Below are 17532 nucleotides of genomic sequence, written 5' to 3' on the forward strand. Positions count from 1 at the left end.
TTTAGCAGGCTACTCCCTGTGCCCCGCCAGCCTGTTGGCTTCGTTGGCCCTGGCAACGTCAGCCGGATAATAATTGGCGCCGATGAAATAGGCGGTGAACGTTAAAAAGCCGAAGGCGCCTGCGCACAGTAGCGCAATTTTTAATCCAGTTGTCCCGGCCCCCAGTGAATCCGATAACGCCCCGACGGCAAGCGGCGCCCAGGCGGTAATAAAGCCGAGAAAATTATTCACACCCCACGCCTGTCCCCTCTTGTCCAGAGTGGAACAATCCTGCGTCACGGCGGCATTAGGCGCCTGAAGCATAAGCCAGCCGAATGCCCACACGCAGGCAAGAGCGTATCCAATCCCCTGCATGTCCAGCAGCACCGCGCCAAGCAGGGCCAGTGTACCTATTGAGGTGGATATGGCACATACATGCATCCGTGCCTTGGGATTTCTCCTCTGCCATTTGTCGGATATAATTCCGCCCAGAATTGCGCCTATCAGGCCGATAAACCCTATGATCCCTACCAGCATTCCGGCCTGGCCGGCGTTTATTCCCTGAGACCTCATTAAAAACGTTGGTGTCCAGGCCATCAGCGCCGCCGCCACGATGTTATAAGCTACATATCCTATATAGGAACTCAACAGGGTGCGGGTCTTAAACAGTGTCCATACGGATGTGAAAAGGCTTTCCCCTGTCACACCGTCTGACTTGGCCGGCGCCGGAGCATTTTCATAATCCCTGAGGAAAAAAGCCACAATGCCGAACAGTATCCCCGGTATGGCGAAGAAGAGGAAGGGTGAGCTCCAACTATTGAACTTGACAATCAGCATTCCGCCCAAGGCCATGCCCAGTGGTTGCCCAAGCTGTGATACGACCAGGAATACGGCAAGGATCGTCCCGCGTAATCTCTCAGGCCAGGCCCTGACGATCAGAGCCTGTCCACCCGAGGTGAACCCTGATTCCCCCACACCCACAAGCATGCGCGGTATGAATATTCCGATAAAACTCCTGCCCAGGCCGGTCAGGAAAGTAAATGTGCTGAAGGAGATCGCCAGGATTCCCAGCATTTTCCTTCTGGACCACCTGTCGCAAATAAATGCGACGGGGAGGGTCATGAGCGACAGCCCAAGCCAAAAAACCGTCTGGAACCAGCCTACCTGGGTGTCGTTCAGTCCCAGTGCAATTCTCATCGGCTCCTGGGCAACGGCAAAGACAGACCGGTCCATCATGTTGATCATATTGAGTATTGCGATAACGACGAGAATAAAAACGGCCTGGCCTTTGCCAAACAGGTAACCGTTGCTGCCGTCCGGCGTAGATTTATCCATGACCTGCCCCTCCTTTCACGTTAAGGTCCGATCGGGACCGTGACTGCCGGATGAATATCCTACCAGGGCTAAACGCTCATATGCTGCTTTAAGTAGCTGAACGGCTCCGACTTATTAATCTCGGCGCATGTCAGCTTGCCGTTGGCAACAGCGAGCGTAAAATCAAAAATCTCTCTACCTGCATCGGGAATGGATTTGCCTTCGTCGATGACGGTACCGGCGTTGATGTCGATATCCCCTTTCATTTCCAGGAAGGTACTGGTGTTGGTGGAAACCTTGATAACCGGGACGGCGGGGGTGCCTGCGGGAGTTCCCCTGCCCGTTGTAAAGATGATTATCTGAGCGCCGCTTGCCGCCAGTCCTACCATGGATTCAATGTCGTACCCCGGACCATCCATGATCATCATTCCTTTTTTCGCAGCCTTATGGCCATAGCCGACGCAGTCCACTATAGGGGTGGAACCGGCCTTGGTTATGCAACCGAGCGATTTCTCCACGATGGAGGAAAGCCCGCCATCCATATTCCCCGGCGAAATGACCATCCCTGCCAGCGGGCCAAGCAGTTCTTTGATCTTCTTTTCATGTTCGATGATCAGATTCTCGATTTTTTCACCCAGCTCCGGGGTTACGCAGCGCCTCTTCAAAATGTGGGCGGTGCCGATCATTTCCGTCACTTCGGTTATCATCGCCCCGGCGCCTTCAGCAACAAACAGGTCGGCTGCCGCCCCAACGGCCGGGTTGGCAGTCACCCCGGACAGCGCATCCGAGCCGCCGCACTTAAGACCTATCAGCAATTCGCTGAAGGGAGCCGGGACCCTTTTCTGCGCTCGTAACTCCTTCTGGAATTTTTTAATGATCTCGGCGCCTTTTTGGGTGGTTGCCTCGCTGCCCATCCCCTGGATCTTCAACACCTCTACCGGCTTGCTTTTAACGGCGTCGGCGAAAAGCTGGGCCTGAATGATCTCGCATCCCAGCCCTATGATGAGCGCCGCGCCTACATTCGGATTGTTCATGAGGCCGGCGATAACCAGCCATCCGGTGGACGCATCGTCCAGCCCCGTGCCGCAGCCGTAGGCGTTTTGCACCGCGATAACGTCCGGGAACTGCCTTCCAAGCGCCGCCACGACTCCGTTGGCGCATGAGACGGACGATATCACAAGGATATGGTTACGCACGCCGAACTCACCGTTCTGCCGCTTATAGCATTTAAATTCCATTGGTATCTCCTTAATATTCAGTCGTATCCTGATGTATCTGACTAGTGCGCCGGGTCCAGTTACGCGCTGGTATTATGCACATGCACACTCATGCCCGGTTGAATGTCGCAACTCGCTTTGATAATAGTCTCACCATACCGTATAACAGGCATGCCGGCTTCGATAGTACCGAGCGCAATTTTATAACCCATTTTTATGTTCTCCGCCGCTTTGCAAAGCTGCTTCCCGTCCAACATAAGCTGTTCCCCCTGCTCAATATCGCGGATTGCCACTACGACATTATCCAGAGGATTCACTTTCAAGACATTATCTTTCATTTCAGATCTCCATCAAGGCAGCTTAACTTTATTTCGTTCATGTTGCTGAAGCAGATTGGCCTTCGGTCAGCGCCAGATAATCCTGGGTTCTTTTCGGCAGGGTATTCTGTGGTACTTGAATTTATTATATCCCAGCATCATACAGCCGTAAGCCGCATGGTCTTCAGGCAGCGCCAGTGCCTCCTTAACCGGAGGGAAGGTGTTGGCCATAATGTATACGTATCCCGCCCAGCAGGTGGACAGTCCCAGGCTGTTGGCCGCCAGGTCCAGGTAACTCAGGGCGTTGGCGCTATCGATGCCTGCCAGAGAGGCCAGGCTATTTTTGTTGGCATGGGCAATAATCAATACCGGGGCGCCGCGTAAAAATGCGTCGTGTTTCAGCTTCTGTCTCTCCAGCTTTTCCTGCATGTTGGAATCCGCCGCCACCTGCGGCAGATTCTTGATAACCCACTCCAGCCACTCGATGCCGAGCTCTTCAATACGCTCCAGCTCCTTCCTATCATCGATTACCAGCCATTCCACCTCTTGAAGGTTATGCCCTGTCGGCGCGTAGCGGGCATCCTCTATCAGCCGGGTGATTATTTCGCGTGATACCGGCCTGTCCTTGAAGACCCTTGCCGACCGGCGGCCCTTCAAAAGCTGCTCGACCTGTTCAGGAGTGACAATAAGGCCCTTTTCCATCCTGGGAGACGATTCCAGCGGCGAGTCACGATGGGACAGGCTTCCCTTGGGGCAGACCGCAACGCAATGCCCGCAGACATTGCAGGTGGCTTCGGCTGTTGCCAGTGTTTGTGGGAAGTCTCCTTCCGGCATGATAATGATGCGGCGGGGGCATTCAGCCGCGCAGATGCCGCATTTGTTACACGTTTTTTGATCGATTGCAATAATGGACATTTCGAAAAAACAGAACCTTACAAACCACAGTACACTCGTCAGGCTATGTTGTCAAACCCGTTTGTCGAGTTGGAAATCTCGGCCTTTAAGCCACTGGTTGCGCCAGTATCAACATCGCGCTCTTGACAGCAAAACAGCATTACCTGGAAACATGGCAGCGATTTTACGCTGTTCAATAATATGTTTGATAATTACGATATAATATTACACTTATTTGGCGTTGTCTCCAGCCGTAACCCTGAAGATATCTCCAACCGTGCCGACCAATTCGACAAAACCACCCTGTGGAATATACATATCTCCTTTATCAACTGCACTGTCATAGATCGCAGTGCCATCTGGTGAGAAAGCTATTATCCTGCCGTTGTCGGGCTTTACGAAGCTCAAGATCAGACCCTCATCAGCTTTGAGCCACTCATTATAGCCGCTATCACCGATCTTAACACTGTTATCGCCGGGTTTGATGGTACCGGCTAATTCGGCAGGACTGAACAAAAAGTCCGATAAATATGCCCATGTCCGCCCTTCCTTATCGAACAATGTCAGTTCAGTTAGATCGCGGAGGTTATTGACAGGCATGCCGGCAAAATCGGGTGATTTAACTATCTTCGGCCCATAAAAGTCGACGTATCCAGGTAATTCTTCAATAGTACCGGATTTGACCACATGCGCTATGTTCAGCATCGCCGCCTCGAATGGTTTGACATTTCGTCTCAGCCACTGCTTGCCGTCGATATCTATTCTCAGCTTCTGCGGGTTCTCCTGTTCAGCCAACTTTTGCACCGCTACCATATCCAGGCCGTATTTAGATTGGTTCCCTACCAGGTAGTCTTTACCATCGATGGTGATGAAATAACTGCGGCTGCCCGATGGATTGACGTAGTATCCGTTGTTATAGAACAGGGAAAGCGTAGGTGTTTCCACACCATACTTCAGGGTATTTCCGGTAACTGTGTTATTCTCTGTATTAAATGAGATTCTCACGATGTTATCACCGGTTGAATAGTACCCACTATAACGTGTATCTTCAGGCGGCATTGCCTGATGTTCCAGAGGTTTGGTAACAGCCGCTTTTTCCTCCTGAATCAGCCCCTTTTCTACCAGCACTGCGTCCAGAATGTCCAGTGCCATCGTCATGGCACTGCTTCCGGACCCGGTGCAAATTACAGCTACCGAGAGCCGCTGCGCCGGAACGGTATAAACCATCGAGGTATAATTTCCGGTGCCCCCACTTTTCCCCAATACCTGGATGCCGCGGGCCTGGTATCTGGGAAGGTCTGTCATATCCCATCCCAGTCCATAAGGCATATCAGGGCTTCTCAGTTTTCCTGCAAACAAGGCCGGTTGCCCTTTTTTCATCTCCTCCAGAGATGATTTGGAGAATATCTGCTTTCCTTCACCCGAAAAAGTGTCCATGAAGCGACATAGGTCCTCAGCGGTTGCTGCCAGCCCACCCGCTCCCAGGACCGACACCACTTCCAGCGGCTCCCGTTGTGCAGTGCTGACCCTGTAATAGGCTGCGCACGTTTTATCTGATTCCTCTCCCACGCTCAGACCAGTATTATTCAGAGACAGCGGTTCGAATACTCGTTCGGAGAGAAAATCAATGTATTTCTTGCCGCTTACCCTCTCGACGATCATTTCAGCCAGGGTAAAACCTTCATTACAGTATGGCGACATCGCACCCGGAGCATGTTTAAGATAGGAGCGTGACAGGTTTTTCAGCGTATCGCTGAACGTGTCCGCGTTATTATCATATCCAAATGAATTGGCCATCGTACCGCCAGGAAAGCCCCCTGTATGGTTCAGCAGCATCCTCACGGTTATATCTTTATACCTGGGGTCCAACATGGTGAAATCCGGCAGATATTGGGTGACCGGGGCGTCCAGTTTCACCTTGCCATCATCGACAAGCAGCATGATGGCGGTGGCGACGTACACTTTGCTTATCGAGCCGATATTAAGCAGGGTCTTATGATCAACCGATATGCTCTTCTCCCTATCCGCCATGCCGAAGCCTTCGGAATAGACGATTTTGCCGTTTTCCATGATGGCTACGGTGGCGCTTCCGGCCTTGCCGGAATTGATATCCTTCCAGATTTCTGTGCGTGCGGTAATCCTTGCCTTCTCATAGGTGTTCTGAGCAACGGTATCAGCAGCACAACCGGATAACACTACTTGCAAAGCCATTGCTACTGCAAGAACAGACGTCATAACCTTGCTAAGCTTAATCATAATGCCTGTACACCCCCGATAAAATGTATGCGTATGTAGTGAATAAACACTTAATATCGCAGTCAAGTTAGCTTAGCATATGTTTCTCATGATAAAAAGTAACTGGCTATCCTTTGTAATCACAAATAGCACTTAAGTCCCAGGACTTAAGTGCTATACCTTTGTATGGCCCCTTTGAAATACTATTAAGTATAAAGGAGTAAGGTTTTGAAGAGCGTATTATTAGTAATCTTACTTGTTTTCATTTTTATCGGTGCTGCTTGCACCTCATCCGCAGGGACCATAGGTAGCGACAAAGACCTAAAATTCATTGCTGAATTTGAAGGCGGAAAACTGTACAAAGCCGGGGAGGTCAGCGTACTGGAGTTAAAGGGCAACTACCGCCAGATGGGCAGGCAATACGGACAGCTGTTAAAAAGTGAATTAAATGAATTATACGATATCTCAGCCAATAAAGAGTATATCCGGAAGCAGGGATTTACATATGAAAGGATGAAGTATATCGGGGAATTTCTCTTCGCCTTCTATCCGCAGAAATACAAGGAGATCCTCTATGGAATGGCAGAGACATCCGGGCTGGGCCTTGACAAACAGTTGATCCTGAATGCCATTGAGTGGCACCCCAAGCTGGGTACCGGCGCCCATAAATGCTCAGGCATAGGGGTTTGGGGCAGTTACACCAAGGACGGCAGTCTGATATTCGGCAGGAATAATGACGATACTGCTTTCTTCAAGGAATTCGGGAAGTATATGGTGGTGGCGATTTTTAAGGCAAATGATTCATCTATCAATACTGCTCTGATCAATTATGCAGGCGTCATATATGCAGCCAATGGGATAAACAGCGAAGGCATTTTCCTGGAGCTTAACAGCGGCAACGGGATGGGATTTCATGCCGAGAGGACATCTATCTTCGTGACCTTATTTTCATTTCTGCAGGACTATCCTTCTATAAAAGAGATGAGCGCGGCTTTTCAATCCGTCCGGGTCAATCTATCGTCTATTGTAAACGTAGCCGATAAAGATATTGCATACAGCTTTGAATTGCCGACGGATAACGCTACGCGCAGGGAACCGGATAAGGCCGGGCTGATAGCTGCCACCAATCATTTTGTCGATCCCTGCTGGAACCTTGCAGAATTACCTGATAATGCAAGTACTGCGTATACGGTAACGAGGCGAAACAATCTGCTGACACTGGCGGATAAGTATAAAGGTCAGTTCGATGTAGAGAAGATGCAACAGGTGCTGGACACGACCATCGAGAAAGGCGGCGCTACCGACTCAATAGGCACCATCTACCAGATTATTGCAGTGCCCAAAGATCTCACACTCTGGCTGAAAGCACCCGGCAATTTCGACTGGCAGAAAGTTAATATCAGCAGTCTATTACAATAATTTGGTCTCTCCCGGCGCTTTTATTGCTTGAATCATGGCTTCTCTCTTCCCTCAGCAGCAGGGTAGTTTATTCCCAAGCGCCGGGGGCAAATCTATTAGCTACCAAGGAGAGGATCACAGGGAGAATCATGTTACCTGTGGCCGCTGTATACTGGGAGAATGTAACACCACTTATTCACCCTCATTGACAGGATAAGTATGGTGCGTTAGTATTGAAAACCAACTATCATCCTATCAGCTTTCTTTTAATGGGATTTCAGGATTCGGGAACAGAGGCGTCGATAGTGAATGTGCAGTTGCGAGGAAGTTGTAACAAGCGGGGGCCAGATTTATTAAGGAGGTAGCAGGAGTGAAATACAGTGACAGGCCGTGGACCAAAGAATACAACGATTGGGTGGTGAAGGATCCGGTTATTCCAGATAAGACCTATAAAGATTTTCTGGAGGAAAGCTTCAAGAATAATCCGGACCGTCCGGCGATGTACTTTATGGGGAAGACAATTACATTTAAAGAACTGGATGATTTATCAAGCCGCTTCGCTAATTTTTTGTCCCGGCTGGGTTATGGACCCGGGGATGTTGTTTCCATCCTGACTCCCAACATCCCTCAGAATCAGATTGCCAATGTCGGGACTGCTCTCGCCGGCTGCATCGCTCAGGGAATTTCAATTCTTCTTACTCCCAAGGAGATGGCATACCAGTTAAATCAGTCCGGCGCCAGAGTACTGGTCATCTGGGATGTGATATTCGAGCAGAAATTCCTGCAAATTGCCGAGCAGGTACCCGATCTTAAACATATTGTCGTCTGTTCTCTCGATGATTATCTTCCCCCGGTTAAACGAGTACTGGGTAACCTGCTTAAAAAGCTACCCAAAGGGAAGGTTGTTCCCGTTCCCTCCAAAACAGTGCAGGGCTTCAAGGAAATGCTCGCTAACCACCTGCCCCGGAGACCCCGGGTTGAAGTTAAACCCGAAGACACCTGCCTGATTCAATATACTGGCGGCACCACGGGAGTGCCAAAAGGAGCAGAGATAACTCACCGCAACCTCGTCTGTTGCCTTGTTGTTATGAAAAACTGGCTGGACCTCAAGGAGAGGGATGAAGTTTACTGCTCTGCTTTCCCCTTCTTTCATATAGCCGGCTTATTTGTCGGTATGATTAATTTAATAATGGGAAATCCTCAGATCCTCATCCCGGACCCCAGGAATCCCAAGCATTTTTGCTCGGAGTACAGCAAATACCATCCTACAGGCAGTGCCAATGTCCCAACTATTTACATGACCCTCTTGAATACACCCGCATTCAGGAACGCCGACCATTCAAGATGTAAGGCCTTTATATCCGCCGCGTCTCCTCTTCCCGAACAGCTTCTGTATGACCTTGAAGCGGTTGTGGGTAAAGGCAAGGTGCTGGAATTGTTTGGCATGACTGAGACCATGGTAACCGCCATGGACCAGCCTAAAAAGAAAAAGAAGATCGGCTCTGTCGGTTTACCCTGGCCGCAATACCGGATCAAGGTGGTAGATCTTGAAACCGGAGAGAATGAGGTGGATATCGGTAAAGAGGGTGAGTTGATCGTACAGGGCGCCGGTGTGATGAAAGGTTACTGGAATAGGCCCGATGAAACTGCACAAACACTCAGGACCCTTCAGGACGGGCAATGGTTATTCACCGGAGATATAGTGCGGATGGATGAGGAGGGTTATTTGTACGTTGTCGACCGTGTCAAAGATATGATAGACGTACGCGGTTTCAACGTCTTTTCCAGGGAAGTGGAAGACGTCCTTTACCAACATCCGGCGGTCGAGGTATGCGCTGTGGTAGGCGCACCCGATCCCAAGCGTGAAGGTACCAATTTAGTCAGGGCAGTCATTCAACTACGGCCGGAATATCTTACCCGGGATTCAAACGAACTGGCCGGCGAGATCACGGAACACTGTAAGAGTAACCTGGCTCACTATAAAGTGCCGGCTACGGTTGAGTTTATCCAGCAGATGCCTCTGACATCGCTGATGAAGATTAATAAAAAAGCATTACGTGTTAAACAATAACGGGCTGCCAATATATATGATATTAGCCGGCAAAGCATGAAATCATAGGTGTGTACAGTATGAAAAACCTGAAAATTATTGCTGTTGTACGGATTCTATTGTGCCTGCTGTTCGTTGTGCTGACCGGCTGCAGTGCCCCCGCCCCTGCTGATACGGGTAAGACGGTCGCCTCCAGCGTGATGGACAATCCTGAGCCTCCCAGGTCCCTTATGCAGCAAATCTGGGAGGAGAATGATCCTTTATATCAAAAAATCCTGGCCCTTCCATATAATCAGGAGCTACTCAGCGGCAAACTCGATGAAGCGGTATTCCGTGAATACATCATCCAGGATTATCATTTCTGCCAAAACTATAAAAAGGTTCACGCAATTCTGCTTGCCAAAGCTCCTGACGAGAAGGCAGCGAAATTAATGCTCAATTATATTAAGCTGATAGATTTCGAGATTGAATCGCTTCACGCAACCTACTTTAAGACATACGGGATAACCGAAAAGGAGCTTACAGATCCGACGGAACTTCCCAGCACGGAGCTCTACAACGCATACCTGGTCAAGACTGCAACACTTGAGCCGTTTGAGGTGGGTTTAATGGCAACTTTACCCTGCCATTGGGTCTACTACCAGGTCGGCATCGACATGAAGAAGGCGGAACAGGTGACGGGAAACAAATATCAGGCATGGATTGACCAGTATGGGACAACGCCCTGGGAGAAGAGCGAGGTAAAAAAAGTCGTGGACCTGGCCGAGGAATACGTGCAGGCCGCCAATGATGAAACCAGGCTTAAAATGGTGAATGCCTTTGTGATTGCTATGAAGCTGGAATACATGTTCTGGGATGGAGTTTACAACAGGGTGACGTGGATAAAGTAACGAACCCCTACCTATCTCTTTAGCTTCACAAGTATACACTGCAGCTGTACGTGGCAGAGCATTATTCTGCTATAATTAAGATAGAAAATACGATAGGCTATAATAGTTGTTTTTCGATTTGGGAGAGGATCGAAGTAAATAAGACGGGGGAGGGTTATTAAATGGCCAATCCATCAAGTCCAATCGATCTGGGTAAACTGTTTCAAACAGTCACGGGCGCTCTTGCCCAGAACAAAGACAGCCTGAATAGCGCCGATACAAACAATCACGATCATGGCAATAACATGGTTAATGCCTTCGAGCTCATCACCAAGGCCATGCAGGAAAAGAAGGGCGCAAATCCGGCCGACCAGCTGGCACACGCCGCACAGCTACTAAGCCAGCAGAAAAGCGGGTCGGCGCAGCTATATGCCAAAGGCCTTTCGCAGGCTTCCCGGCAATTTCAGGGTCAGCAGGTCACTTCCGACAATGCCATGGTGCTGGTCCAGAGTTTATTGGGAGTAGAAGAGACACCGGTACAACAATCCGCTCAGTTAATGGTCTCACCCGCCAACCTCAGCTATGTCAACGGGAACAACATCAAATTCCAGTGGAAAGCTTCGCCCGGTGCAACTAAATACTGGCTGAGCGTCAAGAAGGCCAAAGATAACTCGACCCGCATCAGCAAGGACCTGGGCAATGTGCTCTTCTCCGATGAGCCCGGCTTCCCCGACGACGGCACCGAGTACAGGTGGAGCGTCGGTGCGGACAAGAATCCGGCCTCGGATAAATCGGCTGTCTACTGGACCTTCACCAGCGGCACCGCCGCCGAGCCGCAATCCCAGCCCCAGCAGGCGCAGCAACAAAAACCGCTGCCCCAGACCGAGGGTTTCGGCGATGTCATAGGCCAGGCGATCCGTAAGGGCAAGCCGGCTAAGCCTCAGACCGAGGGTTTCGGCGATGCCATAGGGCAGGTGATCCGTAAGGGCAAGCCGGCCGCGCAGCCGACCGAAGGGATCGGCGATGCCATCGGCTCACTCATCCGCAAAGGACAGCAGCAGGCACAGGGCCAGCAAGCAAAGGGCGGTTTTGACATCGGGGACCTGTTTAACGCCGGCAAGGCTTTTATGGGCGGCAAATCGGGGGGCGAAGGCAATCTGGACTCGATAGTCAAGGGTGTGGTCAATAAAAGTCCCATGAGTGATTCCTACAGGTCACAGTCCGGCGAGGTGGTAGCCAACACCTTGATGACGGCAATTCAGAACATGGTGAATAAAAAATAAGTACTGATCCCATATTAATAATGCAACTGGCTTATTACAATGTAGAGGATTAACTTCAGGAGGTATCTAAAATGTCATTAGGTGTGAGCAAGTGGGTCCTGGGTGTTATCGCCATCGTCGCCGGTCTTCTCTGCCTCTTCTGGTTCTCCGCTCTGCAGTGGATCGTTGGCATCTTCCTGATCGTCTGGGGCATCATCACACTGCTGGAAAAGAAATAGTAATTACCTTCCCCTTACTCTGGTAGGATCGGGTAAGGCTGCCGGGTACGGCAGACCTTTAGGGGTGTTGTGTAAAAATTAGGAGCCGGCATCTGTGACCACAGATGCCGGCTCTTACCTATGTTTGAGCGTTACGCTTTGAAAGTGAGTGAAAGGGCGCCACCGAGATCGATAATGTCGTTATTCTTCAACAGGTGGCTACCTTTGCCTGTAATACTGGATCCGTTTAACCTGGTGCCGTTGGTGCTGCCGTGATCTTCAATGTAGTACTCGTTATCTTTACGCTCGATATGCAGGTGCTGCCTGGAGATGAGGTCTGCCTTGGCCGGTTTTAACATGGAGAGGAAATCATTCCTTCCCATGAATCCGGCCTTGCCGGTTACTGAAACGGATTCCCCATCGGTTGTCATGAATTTCGCCCCGGCAGCAGTTTTAGCATGAGATGTACCCGTCTCAATTCCCGTTGCAGCCTGGGTCTGATAGTTTGTGTGAGTTCCTGCATATGCCGGGCGCGGCTTTCTGGAAATGAGCACAATAGCTACAACGGCAGCCGCGGATAAAAGTCCGAACAGCAGGACGTACAGCAGCCATGAACCGCCTATCAATCCGCTTTGGCCGGCGGCGGCCTCCGTGCCGGTGGTAAATGTGGAAGCTGCAACCAGGGGCGCGACGGTCACGGTGGCGTTGGCGCTCACGCTGCCGTCGACATTGGTGGCGGTAAGCGTATAAGTGGTTGTTTCAGCCGGGCTCACGGTATATGAGCCGGAACTGGAAACCGTACCTATGTCAGGCGTAATAGTGACTTCGATCGCTCTCTCCAGGACATCGCTAACGGTCCAGGTCAGGCTGACCGTCTGCCCCGGTTGTATGTAACTCGGATCTGCAGCGAAGGAGTTTATGACCGGCGGAGGGTCATAGTTTACCTGGGGTTGGACCACAGGTTGAACTTGAACCTGGGGCAGGGGCTGTGTAACCACTATAACTTCAGGCACTACGTATCTGGACCACCTGTATTCACAGCAGTATGGATATGTGTTGTAGTAAGGATACGGGTTGTAGTACGCCGGGGCGGGCGCCGGAGGATACATCGGCGGCATAGGCGGATACGGGGGCGGTGGTGCAGGCGGAAGCGGGGGAGCAGGAAGTACAACCGGCGCCGGGGGTGCGGGCGGCGGCGGTGGCGGTGGCGGTGGCAATGGCGGTAGAATATCTGCTGATTGTTCTACGATCACAGTTTGCTCTACGACCACATTAACGGTCACGTTATCGTCAGCCAGCGCCGGCGTGGATTGGAGCAGCATTGCCGAACCGATCAGTAACACTGCTGCCAGGGTAAAGGTCGTCATTTTTAAATTCATTGTTGCCTCCTTTTACTCAAATATATAGGAGCAGAGAGGCAATTGCTTGACTATTGGTTAACAGGTAGGTGATAGGTCGCTGACAGTTTATAACAGGCGGGTTATAACGCTAATATATTTCATATATTAATTTGCGCATGATCAGGCGCTCAGAATGCTGAAGCTCAATATTCCCCGTCAGAACGGTTGTTATGTGTCCAGTACCAGCGTGTGGTTGCGGCCTCGGCCAGGGACTTTATGTAACCGGCATCGCTGAGCTGCTGCAGGGTGTCTCGTACGAGTTTTGGCTGTGCTCCGGTCTGCTGTGTAATCCGTTCGGCCAGGACCTGCACGCTGGAATCGCCATTGTTGAAAACGCCATGTCGCTCGATGAGATCGGTACTCAGCAGTTTGAAGATTAGGTGCATGCGGTTATGGCCGGCCACGCGCAGGCCTTCGTCATCAGTACATATTCCCTTTTCATACCTTTTGACTACATAGTCCCAAAGATCACGGTGCGGGGCTTCATAAGCATCCATGAAATCGGCGGCATAGGTTTCACTCATCCGGGAAGTGCGCACGATGGGGACATTGGCATCATACAGATCCCAGTCGTCTGTGAGGATCTCGATGTCGTATTTTTCCTGCTCCTCCCTGATGGTGGTCCCGGGAAACGGCGCAAGAAGGTGAAAGCCGCAATCGATGCCCAGTCCCTCGGCAAAGGTACGGGTATCAGCCATGGTCTGCGGGCTCTCGCCGGGCAGGCCGATCACGAACGAGGCAAATGCGTTGATACCGCTTTTCTTGCAGGCTTGCACTGCTTTAACAGCCTGTTCCAGGGTGATTCCTTTTTTCACGCGTTTGAGCATCTCGGCGTTGCCGGACTCGATCCCGAAGCTCACGGTATCGCAGCCCGCCTCGCGCATAATGGAGAGTACCTCAACATCCACTGTGTTCACACGAGCGAAGGCGCTCCAGGCAATCTTAATGCCGCGGAGTTTGAGTTCATCGCAGAAGGCCTGCACGCGGACCTTGTTGGAGGTGAATAGGTCATCTGCAATGTTGATGCGTGTGAATCCGTAGGCGATGATGTCCTCGATCTCATCCACGATTAGTCGCGGAGTGCGGTAGCGAACCTTATGGCCGACCATGCGCCGGCCCAAACAGAAGATGCACCGGTTTGGACAGCCTCGCGATGTGATGATGCTGACCGGGAAGCCCAGTGCCAGGTAACGGGATACAGGCAACAGGTGGCGCGCCGGCACCGGCAATGTATCGAGATCCTCGATAAAGCCACGTGCACCGGTGAAATGTGCCCGTCCATCCTTGCGGAAGGCAATACCCTTAACCTTATCCCAGGCTACATGATCCCGGATGACCGGCAGGAGTTCAAGTAAGGTATCTTCGCCTTCGCCCACGACGATTAAATCGATTTCCGGGTAATTTATCAGGGTATTAGCCCAATCGTAGGATATATGCGGTCCGCCCATCATAGTGATAATAGCTGGATTGTGGCGCTTGACGTCCTTGATAATTGCCGCAGCGCCTTTGAAGTTCATCGTTACCGAGGTGGCGCCTACCACATCAGGTGCGAATTCGTCGAGTTCGGCTGCGAGCTTTTCCTTCGTGTAACGACGCACGATATAATCGAATATCCTGACCTCGCAACCGGCCTGCTCACAGGCGGCAGCGACATATGTGACGCCCAGAGGTGGAGACGGGGCTTCCTCGAGGGGATAGGGGGGGGCGATGATGGCGATCTTCATCGTAGTCTCTCATGGTGGGGTCCTGACTTTTCAATATTTACCACAGCCTTCTCATTATCTGCTTATGCCGCCAATTTTTCCACGCAGCCAATTCCATAATGCCATAAAACTACCGGCAGAAAGAAACACAAGGAACATGCATTTAACTGTTGAAAGGGTAACTTGTATTGGAGTATGCTGTAGCAGCTATTACAAACATGCTCAAAAGCGCGCGCTTTGAAGTCATCCCCATGAAAGGCGTGATCGAGGAGGCAGTGACACTACCTGCCGGATCGGTTATTACAGTGACTGCCTCGCCCCGCAAGGGCATTGAAGCCACTATTATGCTTTCTGAGGAACTGGCGGCGCGGGGATTTCGTGTGGTGCCCCACCTCACAGCGCGGCAGGTACGTGATAAGTCTCACTTGCTGGATATTGTGGACAGACTGTCAGCGGGCGGCTTTAAGGATGTCTTCATAATCGGCGGTGACATTACCGAACCGGTGGGGACCTATGATTCGTCAAGCGCGCTGATAGCCGACATGGTTGAGATGGGCAACCGCCCACGACGTATAGGTGTGGCCGCTTATCCGGAGGGACATCCGCTTATTAATCGTGAAGTCTTGATGCGGGCGCTTAAGGACAAACAGCCATTTGTAAATTATATGGTTACGCAGATTTGTTTCGATGCGCAGACCATCGGCAAATGGCTGGCGGACGTTAGGGCAAACGGTATCACACTGCCTGTATACATCGGCATTCCAGGCATATTGAAGCGCTCCAGGCTGCTGGAGATATCGCTGAAGGTGGGTGTTGGTGATTCCACACGGTTTTTAAAAAACCACTGGGGTATGATAGCCAGAATATTGCAGAATGATTTGTACAAGCCGGATGACCTGATGAAGAAAATCACAGGATTAATTAAAGACCGGTCTGTAGCCGGATTTCATATATATACATTCAATCAGTGTCTCTCAATCAGAAAATGGCGACAGAGGGCTTTACAGCGATACAGGACTTAATGGTTTTGGGCATGGATGAACTTATCGATCACTATGCGTTATAATGAATATAAGAAGTTGTAGTCGATTATTCCAACCAGATTCCAGATCAGGCGCGGAAATATAGTTAATATACTTCTGGACATGATTGTTGTCCACGTAACTGATATAGGTTCTTCAGTATGAATATAGGAGGGTAATGGTTATGGGTAGATCGTTCCGATTTGCAGCAACTGTAATTGTCTCACTGGTTATTATCGCTGTCATGGTATCCTGTGCTCCTGCTGCCCCCACTCCCGCAGTATCGGTCGGAGATGTCAAAGCACTTAATGCTGCGTTGGAGAAGAACGGGTGCACCTTGAAACTGGCGCCATTTGTACATGTGGACTTAATCAAGTTATACCAGGCCGGAAAACTTGCCAACGCCGGTGGTAACAACGCGGATGCGCCTTATCGAGCTGTATTTGGGGCAATTCCCGATAATATAGTAATCAAAGATATAGATCAGATTGCCGGTGCCCAGGCGCAGGTAGACAACTGGTTATACAACACTCCCGGGCTGATACAGGGCTGGCAGTTAAATCCGGATGAGGCGCTGGTTATAGTAACTAAAACCCCTCCGCAATGTACCTATTTCAGCTATTGCGGTTTTATTTTCTACAAATACTACGAGAAGGAAAAACAGCGAAAGTGGGTCTGGACAAGCTTCAACGATCCTTTGAATAACTCAACCATTAAAACTTCCGGCACACCAAATGGTGAGAAAGGGGATCCATTTAATAAGGACACCATCATCATCGTAACAGCTGATAAAGCAACCGACCGGCTTATACGTGATGCTGCGCTGTCGGCAGGGTACACGGAAGATATTATAAATACGTATGTTATTCCGAGTTCCATGGTAAAACTGGGCATTGGGCCGGAGTACGATACCATCGTCCTGGGACAGCGAATGGCGCTTTTTAAGGATGAGAAAGCAGGCCAGGAATATGTGAATGCGGTCACCGCAGCTATCAGGGTTATACCCGGCACACAGGACAAACTTGATCCATTCCCCGCGCCGAAGTTGCGGGTCAGGGGTACAGGTGTAACGGAGTGGGATTTACAGCCTGCGCTCGATGATCTGCGCACGGCCATATTTGCTAAGCACAGCAGCCTGGAGGCAAAAGAGCTTGGCACTTGTGTCTGGCTCACAGAGTCTTACGATGCTGTGCAAACTGAGACGTATGTAGCGGGGGAGAGCCGCGATACCGTTTATCTGCGCAGCGACACCTTGACCCTGGGGGATGGCCAGGATGAGTTTGTTATTGCCTACGGTGTTAATCATGCCGCCGCCGGCAAGGCCACCTATGCCAACTGCAACTTCTACGGCGAAGCTGGCTGGAACGGTGTGGCCGGAATCTACAGCACCGAATACGCCGGCAGCGCTGAGCAGTATTTGCCGGATAACCCGCTGGCTAAATATCTATACGTCTGTAATTTCGCGCGCAACTGCGGCAGCGAAAAGAACTGCGTGACAGTGCCAACCGGCCCCGGCGCTTTCGGGGTTGGTCTTGATGAGCCTGCCTTTATCGGGTTCAGGGCATATGTGGAACCCTCTACCAGAGTGGGACCCATCAATACGGAACTTGTTTACGACAGGGTTATAAAATTCAGTGCCCCCTAACCTCGCTGC

At 50.8% G+C, this 17532-nt stretch carries 14 protein-coding genes; 7 read left to right on the top strand and 7 right to left on the bottom strand.

Annotated elements, in window-relative coordinates:
• Nucleotides 1–9 precede the first annotated feature (9 nt).
• From WC359_08730 to WC359_08750, 5 genes are all read right to left on the bottom strand, one after another.
• Complete coding sequence (locus WC359_08730; GenBank protein MFA5400509.1) at nucleotides 10–1314, bottom strand: MFS transporter; 1305 nt, start codon at nucleotides 1312–1314, stop codon at nucleotides 10–12.
• 68 nt (nucleotides 1315–1382) lie between these two features.
• Nucleotides 1383–2531, bottom strand: a complete 1149-nt coding sequence (locus WC359_08735; protein MFA5400510.1) for a UxaA family hydrolase — start codon at nucleotides 2529–2531, stop codon at nucleotides 1383–1385.
• Nucleotides 2532–2590: 59 nt separating this feature from the next.
• Nucleotides 2591–2848, bottom strand: a complete 258-nt coding sequence (locus WC359_08740) for a UxaA family hydrolase (protein ID MFA5400511.1) — start codon at nucleotides 2846–2848, stop codon at nucleotides 2591–2593.
• A gap of 66 nt (nucleotides 2849–2914) precedes the next feature.
• Entirely contained in the window at nucleotides 2915–3742 is an 828-nt protein-coding gene (locus tag WC359_08745; GenBank protein ID MFA5400512.1) for a nitroreductase family protein, read from the bottom strand.
• Nucleotides 3743–3952: 210 nt separating this feature from the next.
• The gene (locus WC359_08750) at nucleotides 3953–5932 is read right to left on the bottom strand and encodes a serine hydrolase domain-containing protein (protein ID MFA5400513.1); all 1980 of its coding nucleotides are present in this window, start codon (nucleotides 5930–5932) and stop codon (nucleotides 3953–3955) included.
• A 252-nt stretch (nucleotides 5933–6184) separates the two neighbouring features.
• Between WC359_08750 and WC359_08755 the strand changes: the two genes are divergently transcribed.
• The 5 genes from WC359_08755 (at nucleotide 6185) to WC359_08775 (ending at nucleotide 11774) form a co-directional block, all read left to right on the top strand.
• On the top strand, nucleotides 6185–7375 hold the full coding sequence (locus tag WC359_08755; protein ID MFA5400514.1) for a C45 family peptidase: 1191 nt from the start codon (nucleotides 6185–6187) through the stop codon (nucleotides 7373–7375).
• A gap of 349 nt (nucleotides 7376–7724) precedes the next feature.
• Nucleotides 7725–9425: an AMP-binding protein gene (locus tag WC359_08760; protein ID MFA5400515.1), complete on the top strand. Its 1701-nt coding sequence runs from the start codon at nucleotides 7725–7727 to the stop codon at nucleotides 9423–9425.
• A gap of 59 nt (nucleotides 9426–9484) precedes the next feature.
• A complete protein-coding gene (locus tag WC359_08765; GenBank protein MFA5400516.1) occupies nucleotides 9485–10294 on the top strand; it encodes a TenA family protein in 810 nt (269 codons plus the stop codon).
• Between the two features lie 161 nt (nucleotides 10295–10455).
• Entirely contained in the window at nucleotides 10456–11556 is a 1101-nt protein-coding gene (locus WC359_08770) for a hypothetical protein (GenBank protein ID MFA5400517.1), read from the top strand.
• A gap of 71 nt (nucleotides 11557–11627) precedes the next feature.
• Nucleotides 11628–11774 carry a DUF3096 domain-containing protein gene (locus WC359_08775; protein MFA5400518.1) on the top strand — a complete coding sequence of 49 codons (147 nt, stop codon included), beginning with the start codon at nucleotides 11628–11630 and terminating at the stop codon, nucleotides 11772–11774.
• Between the two features lie 131 nt (nucleotides 11775–11905).
• Here the strand turns inward: WC359_08775 and WC359_08780 are convergent, their stop codons facing one another.
• Together WC359_08780 and WC359_08785 are read right to left on the bottom strand one after the other, a co-directional pair.
• Complete coding sequence (locus WC359_08780; GenBank protein ID MFA5400519.1) at nucleotides 11906–13132, bottom strand: FHA domain-containing protein; 1227 nt, start codon at nucleotides 13130–13132, stop codon at nucleotides 11906–11908.
• Between the two features lie 164 nt (nucleotides 13133–13296).
• A complete protein-coding gene (locus tag WC359_08785; GenBank protein ID MFA5400520.1) occupies nucleotides 13297–14877 on the bottom strand; it encodes a radical SAM protein in 1581 nt (526 codons plus the stop codon).
• A gap of 197 nt (nucleotides 14878–15074) precedes the next feature.
• Between WC359_08785 and WC359_08790 the strand changes: the two genes are divergently transcribed.
• Together WC359_08790 and WC359_08795 are read left to right on the top strand one after the other, a co-directional pair.
• Nucleotides 15075–15878: a methylenetetrahydrofolate reductase gene (locus WC359_08790; protein MFA5400521.1), complete on the top strand. Its 804-nt coding sequence runs from the start codon at nucleotides 15075–15077 to the stop codon at nucleotides 15876–15878.
• A gap of 184 nt (nucleotides 15879–16062) precedes the next feature.
• A complete protein-coding gene (locus tag WC359_08795; GenBank protein MFA5400522.1) occupies nucleotides 16063–17523 on the top strand; it encodes a hypothetical protein in 1461 nt (486 codons plus the stop codon).
• The last annotated feature ends 9 nt before the right edge of the window (nucleotides 17524–17532 follow it).

It is taken from the genome of Dehalococcoidia bacterium (assembly GCA_041653995.1).
Lineage (GTDB): Bacteria > Chloroflexota > Dehalococcoidia > GIF9 > UBA5629 > CAIMUM01.